This is a genomic window from Terriglobales bacterium (assembly GCA_035624475.1).
Classification (GTDB): Bacteria; Acidobacteriota; Terriglobia; order Terriglobales; family Acidobacteriaceae; genus DASPRL01.
Genome location: DASPRL010000323.1, coordinates 1 through 11,860 on the forward strand (window position 1 = coordinate 1; position 11,860 = coordinate 11,860).

Below are 11,860 nucleotides of genomic sequence, written 5' to 3' on the forward strand. Positions count from 1 at the left end.
TTGTAGCGGATTCCCGCCGCCGGCGCAATCGGCCGGCTACTTGACCTGGCCGGCGGCGGCTTTGGCCTGGCTCAGGACGGGCGCCGGCAGAGGCGCGTAGCCCTGCTCCCGCGCTATCTCCTGCCCGCTGCTCAGCGCCCACTGCAGGAAGTCGGAGAGGGCGCCGGCCCGCTCCGGCTTCAGCCCGCCCGCCGGAACATAGAGCCAGGTGAAGCTGGTGATGGGATAGGAGTCCTTGCCGGGGGCGTTGGTCAGCGACACGCGCAGGTCCGCCGCCATGGACTTCTGCATGGCCAGGCAGGCGGCCGTCATGGACTCCGGCGAAGCGCTCACGAACTCCCCGGAGGCGTTCTGCACGCTGCCCGCGCGCACCCCGGGGTCATGCAGCGCGAAGCCCAGCTCCACGTAGCCCAGCGCCCCCGCCGTCGACTTCACCTTGCTCACCATGTCCTGGCCGCGCTCGGCGGTCTCACCCAGCGGCCAGGTGGGCGAGGGCGTCTTGCCGATCCGCGCCCGCCACTCCGGGCTGGTCTTGGAGAGGAAATCGGAGAGGATGTAGTTGGAGCCCTTGCCCGGGTTGCGGTGCACCACCGTGATGCCCAGGTGGGGCAGCTTGGCCCCGGGGTTGAGGCGGGCGATGGCGGGGTCGTCCCAGTTCTTGATCGTTCCCAGGAAGATCCTCGCCAGGACATCTCCGGAAAAGCGCAGCGGGTTGCTGCTCCCAGGCACGTTGTAGATGGGAACGATGGCCGCCAGCACCGTGGGCACGTGCACGATCTTCACCTTGGCGGTGCGCAGTTGCTGGTCGGAGATGGGTACCTCGCCGCCGCCGAAGTCGCCCGAGCCCGCGGTGATCAGGGCGATGCTCTCGCTGGTGCCCAGGCCCTGGTAATGCACCTGCACCTTGGGATTCCGCTGGTTGTAGCGCTGCACCCAGGCGTCGTAGAGCGGGCTGGGAAGATTGGAGCCGGAACCCACCAGGGAGATCACCTGGGCAGCGGCACCCGGGACCAGCATGGCCAGCAGCAGGGCCAGCCCGGCGCCGCTCACCCGCCGGCCGCGGAGCATCGTGGCGTTCATATCCCCTCCCCTAACAAAGACGTGCGAAAGTGCGGGTATTTGTACCGCACCCGGAGGCCGCTGGCAATGGAAGAGAAGGCCCGGAAGAAAACTTCGGTAACCCCGGCCGCGAGGGTCCCCTCCGGCGCGCGCGGCTACTGCATGTAGAAGAGGCTGAGGCGGGGCAGGCCGTAGCGCTCCAGCAGGCGCTTGTGGACGTACTGCTTGTGCAACTGCTCGATCTGCGCCGCCGACATCTTGCGGCGGTAGGGCGCCAGGTCGCGGTCGGCCTCGCGCCGCACCGCCAGCAGCTCCTCGTCGGGAGTGGAGGCCACCAGCGCGGCAAAGAGCTTCTCTTCCATCACCGTGAGCCGGCGCTCCACCTCTTCCAGGGCGCCGCGCAGCCCGGAGGCCAGGTCGTGCAGGGCGCGGGCGTGCTCGCGGGCAATGGCGTGCGCCGCACCGGGCAGCGCCGCCTTCTCCAGCGCGGCCGCGTTCTTCTTCAGGTAGTCGGCCACCTGCTCGGCGGTGAAGCCGGTCTCCTGGGTCGGGGGCGCCGGGGCCGCGCCCACTGCCGCTTCCTTCATCGCCTCGGCCGCGGCCAGGACCTCCTGGGAGCAGAAGGCCAGCGAGTTGATCTTGCGGGTGTGCGAGGCGCGGCGCTCCCAGCGCTCGAAGGTGGCGTCGATGCCGCGCAGCACCGCCGCCAGCGGGATGCCCGCCTCCTTCCAGGTCTCGATCAGCGCCCAGTCCAGCGTGGAGAGCAGCAGGATGGTGCCGCGCTTCTCCCGGAAGTGCTCCTCGATCTCGGTGAAGTAGTTGAAGTAGTTTTCCACGGAAGTAGCGCCGGCCTCCGCAATCCCGGAGCGCGGAGACTGCTGCTCTGACTCTAGCAAACTTCCTGCGGTGTCATCCTGAGCGAGCGATGGCCTGCAGCTTGCCTGCAGGTCATCGCGAGTCGAAGGACCTTGCGCTTCTCGGGAGGGTACGACTTCGTCGTGTCGTAAGAGCGCCGGAAGATCTTGCTCCCGAACGAGCCAGCGAGCACGGAGCGAGGGAGCGAGCGGCTATGCTTTCGCCCGCCCCTTCTTCTCCGGCTTCTCGCGCGCCGCCGTCGCGTTGCGCTCCCAGATCAGGCGCAGGCCCTCCAAGGTCAGCCACTCATCCACCGCCGAGATGTACTTCGAGCCCTCGGCCAGCAGCGCCGCCAGGCCCCCGGTGGCGATGACCTTGCTCTCCCTGCCCAGTTCCGCCAGCATGCCTGCGAGGATGCCGTCCACCAGCCCCAGGTATCCGTAGTAGAGGCCCGACTGCATGCAACCCACAGTGTCGGTGCCGATGACCTTCCCGGGCTTGCGGATGTCCACGCGCGGCAGGCGCGCGGTGCGCTGGAAGAGCGCCTCCGCCGAGATGCCCAGCCCGGGGGCGATCACGCCGCCGAGGTACTCGCCCTTCTTCGACACCGCGTCGAAGTTGGTGGAGGTGCCGAAATCCACGATGATGCAGGGCCCGCCGTACTTGGCGAAGGCGGCCACCCCGTTCACGATGCGGTCGGCCCCGACCTCGTAGGGGTTGTAGGTGAGCACCGGCATGCCCGTCTTCACCCCCGGCTCGATGAACAGCGGCTTGGTCTTGAAGTAGCGCTCGCAGACCTCGCGCAGGGTGGAGTCCAGCGGCGGCACCACCGAGGAGATCACGATGCCGCGGATGTGGCCGACTTCCAGCCCGTCCAGCGCGAACAGGTTGCGGAAGAGCACGCCGTACTCGTCCACCGTCTGGCTGCGGTTGGTCTCCACCCGCCAGTGCGCCACCAGGCGCTCGTAGCCGGCGGCTGCGTCGGCGGTGAAGCCGGCGGGCCGGGCGAAGACCCCCAGCACGGTGTTGGTGTTGCCGACATCCAGGACCAGCAGCATCACGGTTCCTTGAAGGCGCGCACGCCTCCGGAGAGCACGGTGCGCAGGCCGGCAGCGGTGCGCACCTTGAGAAAGCCGCGCGCGTCCAGGCCTTCGGTCACGCCCGCGTAGCCCGAGTCCTCTTCCACCTCGACGCGCTTGCCGCGAGCGTAGGAGGAGCGCTCCTCGAAGCGGCGGAAGACGGACTGCGCGGCCGCGCCGGCATCCGGCCCGGTGGCCGCGGCCAGCGCCCGGTACTCGCGGTCCAGCGATTTTAGCAGAGCCCCGGCCAGCGCCACCCGCGACCACTCTTGCCCCGTCTCCAGGCGCAGCGAGGTCGCCTGGCCGTGCAGGTCGGCGGGAAACTTCTCCTGGTTCACGTTGATGCCGACGCCCACCACCGCGTAGCGCACGCGCGTGACTTCGGCGTTCATCTCGGTGAGGATGCCGCAGAATTTCTTCTCGGCGAGCAGCAGGTCGTTGGGCCAGCGCAGGTCGGGCTGCAGCCCAGTGACCTCTTGCACCGCGGCGCTGGCCGCCAGGCCCGCCGCCAGCGAGAGCGCCAGCACGTCTGCCGGGGCCACGCCCGGCCGCAGGATGGCGGAGCAGTAGATCCCGGTCGAGGGTTCGGAGTGCCAGGAGTGGCCGCCGCGGCCGTGCCCCGCGCTCTGCTCCTCCGCCAGGAAGACGGTGCCCTCGGGCTCGCCCGCGGCCGCCGCCTGCATGGCGGCGGTGTTGGTGGAGCCGATGCGGAAGTAATGATGAACGCGGCGGAAGATCGTCCCCTTCACCAGCGGCGCCAGCAGCTCGGGCAAGAGCAGGTCGGGGACCTTCTTGAGCTGGTAGCCGGTGGTGGGATGCCCGGCGATCTCCACTCCCAGGGCGCGCAGTTGCTGGATCAGCCGCCACACCGCGGAGCGCGACGCGCCCATCTCCTCGGCGATGCGCGTGCCCGAGACCACCAGCATGGCGTGGTGCTGCAGCACGCGCAGGATGCGCCCCAGGCGCTCGTCGGTGCGCGCCGAAAGATCGAGTGCGGCCTGCTTCCCGCGACGGCTTGGGGCGCTGGACTTGATGCGGGAATTATGCGCGATTCAACCGGCAACTGGGAACCGGGAACTGCGAACTGCCTACGCCGGCACCATGCGCATCGACAGGTCCACCGCCGGGGGCGAGTGCGTGAGCGCGCCCACGGAGATGTAGTCCACCCCGGTCTCGGCGTAGGCGCGCACGTTCTCCAGGTTGATGCCGCCGGAGCACTCCACCGGGACGCGGCGAGTGTGGGCGCGCACGCGCTCCACCGCCTTCTTCACGTCCTCGGCCGCCATGTTGTCGAGCAGGACGGCCTCGGCGCCGTGGGCCAGCGCCTCTTCGAGTTCCGCCAGCGAGCGCACCTCGATCTCCAGGGGCTGATCGCCGCGGCGGTTGTGATGAGCGAGCTCCAGGGCGCGCGCGATGCCGCCGGCCAGCGCGATGTGGTTGTTCTTGATGAGCACGCCGTCGGAGAGGTCGAGGCGGTGGTTCTGTCCGCCGCCGCAGCGCACCGCGTACTTGTCGAGCACACGCAGCCCGGGGACGGTCTTGCGCGTGTCCAGGATGCGCGCGTGCGTGCCCGCGACCGCGTCCACGAACTTGCGCGTGAGCGTGGCGATGCCGCTCAGCCGCTGTAGCACGTTCAGGATCACCCGCTCGCAGGAGAGGATGACGCGGGCGTTGTGCTGGATGACCGCGATGCTCTGCCCCTTGTGCAGGCGCACCCCGTCGAAGATCTCGGGATGGCTGGTGACCTCGGGATGCGCGGTCACGGTGCCGTCCAGGCGGGCGAAGGCGTCGAGGATGCCCTCGATGGCGCCCTGCCCGGAGAGCACGCACTCCTGCTTGGCCAGGATGGTGGCGGTGGCGCGCTGCCGCGGATCGATGCAGGCGTACGAGGTGGCATCGCGCGTGGCGCTGTCTTCCTTGAGCGCGCTTTCCAGGATGGCGGCGATGCGCCGGCTGTGCCAGTCCATAGAACCAGTCGTTGGTCGTTAGTCGTTGGTCGTTGGCCGAGTTCTCAGTTCCCGGTTGCAGTTCCCAGTTCTTGTCTTTGAAACCTTGAAACTCTGAGACCTTGAAACCTTGCTAATCCGCTCCCAGCCCGCGCAAGGCCGCGCGCGCCTTCTCGATCAGGACCTCCAGCTCGGCGGCGCGCTTCTTGATCCCCTCCACCACCTTGGCCGGGGCCTTGGCCAGGAACTGCTGGTTGCCCAGTTGCCGCCGGGCGTTGGCCAATTCGCCTTCCAGCTTGCCCAGCTCCTTCTCGAGGCGCTCGCGCTCGGCGGCCTTGTCGATCTTCTTCTCGTAGACCACGGCCACGTCGAAGCGCGCGGTGGAGCGCGCGTGCGCCGCCTTGGCCAGCGACTCCTCGACAAAGCTTACACCCTCCACCCCCGCCAGCTTCTCGATGGCCTCGCGGTTCTGCTCCAGCAGCGTGCGGACATCGGCGGCGGCGTGCACCCGGATGGGCAGGCGCGCCTTGGGCTCCACCTTCAATTCGGCGCGCAGGTTGCGCACACTCACGATCAGGTCCTGCAGGACGGCCATCTCGGTCTCGGCGGCGGGGTCGATCGCCGTGGCATCGCCCTCAGGATAGGCAGCCAGCGCGATGGACTTGAGCGGCGGCTTGCCGTCGTAGAGCGCGTGCCAGATCTCCTCGGTCAGGAAGGGCATGAAGGGCGAGAGCAGGCGCAGCGCCGCCTCGAACAGGCCCAGCAAGTTGCCGAAGGCGGTGCGCACCGCCTCGCGCCCGGCGCCGTTCCCCGGCGCCAGCCGCAGCTTCACCATCTCGATGTACCAGTCGCAGAACTCGCCCCAGAAGAAGCCGTAGACGGTGTTGGCGGCCTCGTGGAAGCGGAAGGTGCCGAGCGCTTCGTGCACCTCGCGCGCCACCGCGTGGAAGCGCGAGAGGATCCAGCGGTCTTCGAGGGTGCGAGCCTCGAAGCCGGCGACCCCCGTACCTGGCGCGAGCTTCTGAAACTCCTTGAGCGACCACACCCCCGCCTGCTCGGCCCGGTCCACGTTCAGGAAGAGGAAGCGGGCGGCATTCCAGATCTTGTTGGCGAAGGCGCGGTAGCCCTCGGTGCGGCTCTCGTTGAAAGCGATGTCGGTGCCGGGGGCGGCCATGGCCGCCAGCGTGAAGCGGGTGGCGTCGGTGCCGTACTTCTCGATCACCTCGATGGGATCGAGCACGTTGCCCTTGGTCTTCGACATCTTCTGCCGCTCGGCGTCGCGCACCAGGGCGTGGATGTACACCTGGCGGAAGGGCACGGTGTCGTCCTGGCGCTCCCTCCAGCCGGAGGCCTGCTTGATGGCCGCGTCCTGGCGGTGCCCGTCCATGAAGTGGCAGCCGAACATGATCATGCGCGCCACCCACAGGAAGAGGATCTCGTAGGCGGTGAGCAGCAGCGAGCCGGGATAGAAGACCTCCTGGTCGCGCGTCTTCTCCGGCCAGCCCAGAGTCGTGAAAGGCACCAGGCCGGAGCTGAACCAGGTGTCGAGCACGTCGGGATCCTGCTCCACTTTGCCGCCGCACTTGGGACAGTGCGGCGGATCTTCCCGCGCCACCGTGATCTCGCCGCAGGCGCAGTGCCATGCCGGGATGCGATGTCCCCACCACAACTGGCGCGAGATGCACCAGTCGCGGATGTTGGTCATCCAGTTCATGTAGATGGTCTTGTAGTTCTCGGGGAAGATGGTCACCTCGCCGCGCTCCACCACCTCGATGGCGCGCGCTGCCAGGCTGGGGCGTCCATCCCTGGTCTTCTTGGTGACCGCCATGAACCACTGCATGGAGAGCCGCGGTTCCACCACCGTCTTGCAGCGGTCGCACTTGCCCAGGGGGACCACGTAGTCCTTCACTCCCCCCAGCAACCCCTTGCCATCCAGGTCGGCCAGCACGCGTTCGCGCGCGGCGTGGCGCGAGAGCCCCGCGTAGCGCCCGGCGTTCTGGTTCAGGTGCGCAGTCTCATCCATGATGTCGATCAGCGGCAGATGGTGGCGCAGCCCCGCCTGGAAGTCGTTGGCATCGTGCGCGGGGGTGACCTTCACCGCGCCGGTGCCGAACTCCGGGTTGGCCAATTCGTCGAGGATGATGGGGATCTCGCGCTCCATCAGCGGCAGCATCACCTTCTTGCCGTGCAGGTGCTGGTAGCGCGCGTCCTTGGGATGGACCGCCACCGCCGTATCGCCCAGCATGGTCTCGGGCCGGGTGGTGGCCACGGTGATGAACTCCTGGGTCCCGACCACCGGGTACTTGATCTCGTAGAGCTTGCCTTGGGTCTCCTCGTGCACCACCTCCAGGTCGGAGATGGCAGTCATGCAGCGCGGGCACCAGTTCACGATGTACTGGCCGCGGTAGATCAGCCCCTCTTCGTAGAGGCGGACGAAGACCTCGCGCACCGCCCGCGAGAGGTTCTCGTCCATGGTGAAGTAGGTGCGCGACCAGTCCACCGAGGCGCCCAGCCGCTTCATTTGCTCCAGGATGGCGCCGCCGTAGTGCCGCTTCCACTCCCAGGCCCGTTCCAGGAACTTCTCGCGGCCCAGGGTACGGCGATCGAGCCCCTCCTCGGCCAGTTGCCGCTCCACCATCATGTGGGTGGCGATGCTGGCGTGGTCGGTGCCCGGCAGCCACAGCGCCAGGAAGCCGCGCATGCGGTGCCAGCGAACCAGGATGTCCATCTGCGTCTGGTTGAGCATGTGCCCCATGTGCAGCCGCCCGGTGACGTTGGGCGGGGGCAGTTGCAGCATGTAGACGGGGCGCGGCGAACCCGCCGGCGGTGTGGGCGCGGCGAACAGCTTCTCCTCGACCCAGTACTCCGCCCAGCGCGCCTCGATGGCGCCCGGATCGTACGCCTTGGGCAGTTCGTGGGGCATTGTCAGTGAATTCGCGGACGGTGGAGGCAAAGCTCGATATTACAGGCGCGGGGAAAATGCGGTCAAACGGAGTGGGAATGAAGGGCAGCTACGGCTTGCGTTCCTGCTCGGAGGCCAGGGCGCGCGCGATCTCCGCTTCCAGCTCAGGCTTGAGCTTCTCCATGGCGGCGTGCACGATGCGGGCGATGGTGGCGGAGTCCAGCGAGGTGGTGCCCGAGGCGACCGCCGGAGCTTCGGGGATCTTGGCGGCCATGGCCGCGGCCATCTCGGCGGCCAGAGCCTCGGTCTCATCACCCACCGCAGGGGCAGGAGCCGGCGGTGGGGGTGGCGGCGGCTCGGGCTCCGGCGGCGCGGCTTCTACCGGCGCCGAAGCGAAGGCCTGCTGCATCTCATGGTCGAGCGAGACCTTGTGCTCGTGCTCCTCGACCTTGGTCTCTTCGGCGGACCAGCCGGGAGCCGGGGGAGGAGGCGCAGGCGCCTCGACCACGGGAGCAGCCTCCGGTGGCGGGGCCGCTTCCACCGGCGGCGCCGGCGGAGGCGCCGCGGCAGGCGCTTCGTAGGCAGCCATGGCGGCGTCGACGGCCTTCTGGAAGTCCGTTTCGCTCGCCGGGGCGGGGGCGGAGACAACCTCCGGGACGGGCGCCGCCTCGGGCGCGGGCGCCGCCTCCACCGGAGCGGGCTCAGCAGCCTCCACGGGCGCGGGTGCCGCTTCCGCGGGCGGGGCCGCGGCTTCCTCCGGGGGCGGTGTGTACACCCCCACCGGGATCTCCTCCGGATGCTCCACGCCGAACTTGGTGGCGAACTGCACCATCTCGCTGGCGTCGGTGACCAGATCGGGCTCGCGCTGGATCTCGATCTCGCCCGCCTTGGGGGCGGAAGTGGGCTCCAGCTCGTGATCGGCTACGTGGTGCTCTACCTGGGGAGCGGCCGCCGCTTCCGCGGGATGCTCCAGGGCCACCGTGCTGCGCAGGTCGGGGACGGTGGTGCGAAGCTCCGGCGCCGGCGCTGCGGGAGCCGGCTCTTCCCATCCCATGGCGGGCGCCGCCGCCATGTCGTGGGGGACCTCGATGCGCTCCTTGACCACGGCGCCGGTGTCCAGGTGCTCGTCGGCGGTGCTCTTCCACTCTTCGTAGCTGCGGTCCTTGAACTCCTCCACGAAGCTGGGCACCGGCATCTTGACGGTCGTCTCCTCCGCCGGCGCCGGGGGAGCGGGTGGGGCTGCGCTGCCCCTTTCCACCATCTTCTGCACCGCGGCCAGCAGGTCGCTGGCCTCGAAGGGTTTCACGATCACGCCGTTGGCCTTCACGCGCTCGGCTTCGCCGGGATCGAAGGCCTCCATCTTGCCGTAGGTGAGCAGCACGGGGGTCTTCGAGGTCTCCTGCGCGCCGCGCAGCCGCTCACAGACCTCCAGGCCGGTGTAGCCCGGCATGTAGACGTCCAGCACGATCACATCTGGCTTCTCCGAAGCGATCTTCTTGACTGCCGCGGCGCCGTTGGAGACCGCCACCACCTCGAAGCCCGCGTCGGCGAGGATCTTCTTGCCCATGTTCTGGGCGGTCATGCTGTCGTCGGCAAGTAGGACCTTCAGGGCCACGTTGGAATTCCCTACAGGCTGGGGTCTGCCCTCAAAGTACTGTTTCTGGGCCGGCAAGTCAATCAAACGAAACTAGAACGACACCACCCGGCGCCCCGGCAGGAATCAAAAGCGAAGGCTGGCGGAGGCCGCCAGCCTGGGCCCGGATCCGAGAGCGTTTAGAAGGGGATCAGCTTGCGCAGGCCCTTCTTCTTCTTGCTCTTGCTCGACGACTCCGTCTTGCTGTCGGTGGCCGCCGGCTTCTGGCCGGCCGCGGCGGAGCCGGCTGGAGCAGCATTGTCGCCCGCAGGCTGCGCCGCCTCGTTGACCTGGGTCATGGGAGGCGGAGGAGCCGCCTGGTTGTCGGAGGTGCCGGAGGAGTTGGGCGTCAGCTCCTGGCCGGCGGGGGGCCCGGAGGGGTCGCCGGCTGCCGGAGCCCCGCTGTCGGAGGAGGGCGGGGGCTGGTTGGGACCGGGAGTGCCGGAGCCGCTGCTCACCGTCTCCACGCTCACGGAGTTGGAGCCGGCGCCTCCTCCCGAGACCGCCGCCATCACCGCCTTGTTGGCATCGCGCACCATGGCCGAGGCGTCCGTGGGCTGCGGTTCCACCATGGTGGGATCGCCCACATGCGCGGAGGCGGAGACGTCGGGCCCATGCTTGAAGTTCTGGATGACCGAGCCCACCATGCCGGTCTTGCCCCGGCTGGCCTCCTCCTCCTTGTTTTGCGCGATGGCCTGCGGCGTGGGCGTGGGCACGGGCAGGTGCAGCGCCGCCAGGCGTGCGCCCGCGTCCTTGGCGCGATCCATCACCGGGTAGCGGGTGATCAGCCGGGTGTAGGCCGCGCCCGCCTTCTGGATGTACTCCGCGATCAGCTTCTCCTTGGCCTTCTCCGGGAGCTTGGGAGCGTTGCGGATCAGTTCCGCCTGCCGCTCGTAGGACTGGCCCAGGGTGTAGAGCGCCTCATCGGCCTGGCTGTAGAGGGGATAAGCGTCCGCCAGCGACTCCAGGCGGGCGATGGCCGCCGGATACATCTCGCGCATGAAGTAGAAGTGCCCGATGCGGAACTCGCGCTCGGCCAGCACTTCCTGCACTTCGCGCAGCCGCTGCTTGGCTTCCGGCACCAGCTTGCTGTCGGGGAACTGCAGGATGAGCTGCTTGTACTCCTCCTCCGCCCGCATGGCGTGGGTGAAGTCGCGGTCCGGCTTCTCCATCTGCTGGTAGTGGATGTTGGCGACCTTGAGCTGCGCCTCGGCCGCCTCCGGCATGTTGGGGAAGAAGGTGATGAAGTCCTTGTACTCGATCTCCGCCTGGGCCAGGGCCGCGGAGCCGCCCTCCGCGTACCAGGAGTCGCCCACCGCCAGCTTGGCGCGGGCCACATACTCCGAGTCGGGATAGGTGTTGATCAGGGTCTGCAGGGTCATGCGCGCCACGTCGTAGCGGTTGTGCTTCATGGCGTCCATGGCGCGGTCGAACAGCACCTTGTCGGGCTGCTTGGAGTCGACGTTGGCGATGGGATTCTTGACCTTCTTGTTGCTGCAGGAGGCCGCGCCCAGAACCAGGGCCGCCAGGAAGAGAACTGTGAGGGCTCGACGGATCATTGACCTACCTCGGGAATACGACTTCATGCGCGCGGGTGGGAAAGGGAAAGCTTACCCTGTTTGCCCGCCTCCGCGCCACCCCCAAGCGCAATTTTTTCTTGCGCTTAGGCGCGCCGCAGGGTGGCGTCGCAGGCGGCTTTCAGCAGCTTCTGGGCGTTGGCCTTGGCATCGCCCTTGCCGAAGATGGCGTTGCCCGCCACCAGGACCTCGGCGCCGGCGCGCACCGCGTCGGCCACCGTGTCGAGGGCGATGCCGCCGTCCACCTCGATGCGGAAGTCCAGGCGCTTGGCCTGCCGCTGGGCCGCCAGTTGCCGCATCTTCTCCAGCGTGGCGGGGATGAACTTCTGCCCCCCGAAGCCGGGGTTCACGCTCATCACCAGCACGTAGTCCACCATCCCCAGCACCTCGCTCAGCGTGTCCACCGGGGTGGCGGGATTCAGCACCACGCCCACCTTGGCGCCATGGCTGCGGATCAGCTCCAGGGTGCGGTGGAGGTGGATGCAGGCCTCCTGGTGCACCGAGATCCAGTCCGCGCCCGCCTCGGCGAAGGCGGGGATGTACTGGTCCGGGTCCTCGATCATCAGGTGGCAGTCGAGCGGGACCTTGGTAGCCTTGCGCAGGGAGGCCACCACCGGCGGGCCGATGGTGATGTTGGGGACGAAGTGGCCGTCCATGACGTCCACGTGCAGCAGGGTCGCGCCGCCGTCCAAGGCGGCCTGCGCCTGCTCCGCCAGGTGGGCGAAGTCGGCCGACAAGATGGATGGCGCCAGTTCGATGGCAGGCTGCCCGCGTTCGCGCGACATGGCAGACAATCGTAACACGGGCCA

Annotated in this window: 9 protein-coding genes; all 9 read right to left on the minus strand. The window is 68.5% G+C overall.

The window, feature by feature from the left end; all coding sequences use genetic code 11:
* Positions 1-36: 36 nt before the first annotated feature.
* The 9 genes from pstS to rpe all read right to left on the minus strand — a co-directional run bounded on the left by pstS (position 37) and on the right by rpe (position 11,854).
* On the minus strand, positions 37-1,080 hold the full coding sequence (gene pstS, locus VEG08_12900; GenBank protein ID HXZ28884.1) for a phosphate ABC transporter substrate-binding protein PstS: 1,044 nt from the start codon (positions 1,078-1,080) through the stop codon (positions 37-39).
* Between the two features lie 134 nt (positions 1,081-1,214).
* Positions 1,215-1,895: a hypothetical protein gene (locus tag VEG08_12905; protein ID HXZ28885.1), complete on the minus strand. Its 681-nt coding sequence runs from the start codon at positions 1,893-1,895 to the stop codon at positions 1,215-1,217.
* A gap of 231 nt (positions 1,896-2,126) precedes the next feature.
* Positions 2,127-2,972 (minus strand): type III pantothenate kinase, encoded by an 846-nt coding sequence (locus VEG08_12910; GenBank protein ID HXZ28886.1) that lies wholly within the window; start codon positions 2,970-2,972, stop codon positions 2,127-2,129.
* Positions 2,972-4,045, minus strand: a complete 1,074-nt coding sequence (locus tag VEG08_12915) for a biotin--[acetyl-CoA-carboxylase] ligase (protein ID HXZ28887.1) — start codon at positions 4,043-4,045, stop codon at positions 2,972-2,974. Before VEG08_12915 ends, VEG08_12910 begins: the two co-directional genes overlap by 1 nt.
* Positions 4,046-4,081: 36 nt before the next feature.
* On the minus strand, positions 4,082-4,960 hold the full coding sequence (gene nadC, locus VEG08_12920; GenBank protein ID HXZ28888.1) for a carboxylating nicotinate-nucleotide diphosphorylase: 879 nt from the start codon (positions 4,958-4,960) through the stop codon (positions 4,082-4,084).
* A gap of 112 nt (positions 4,961-5,072) precedes the next feature.
* The gene (locus VEG08_12925; GenBank protein HXZ28889.1) at positions 5,073-7,862 is read right to left on the minus strand and encodes a valine--tRNA ligase; all 2,790 of its coding nucleotides are present in this window, start codon (positions 7,860-7,862) and stop codon (positions 5,073-5,075) included.
* A gap of 88 nt (positions 7,863-7,950) precedes the next feature.
* Positions 7,951-9,456, minus strand: a complete 1,506-nt coding sequence (locus VEG08_12930) for a response regulator (protein ID HXZ28890.1) — start codon at positions 9,454-9,456, stop codon at positions 7,951-7,953.
* Between the two features lie 158 nt (positions 9,457-9,614).
* Positions 9,615-11,033, minus strand: coding sequence for an outer membrane protein assembly factor BamD (gene bamD, locus VEG08_12935; GenBank protein ID HXZ28891.1), 1,419 nt, complete (start codon positions 11,031-11,033; stop codon positions 9,615-9,617).
* Positions 11,034-11,137: 104 nt separating this feature from the next.
* Positions 11,138-11,854, minus strand: a complete 717-nt coding sequence (gene rpe / locus VEG08_12940) for a ribulose-phosphate 3-epimerase (protein ID HXZ28892.1) — start codon at positions 11,852-11,854, stop codon at positions 11,138-11,140.
* Positions 11,855-11,860 lie beyond the last annotated feature (6 nt).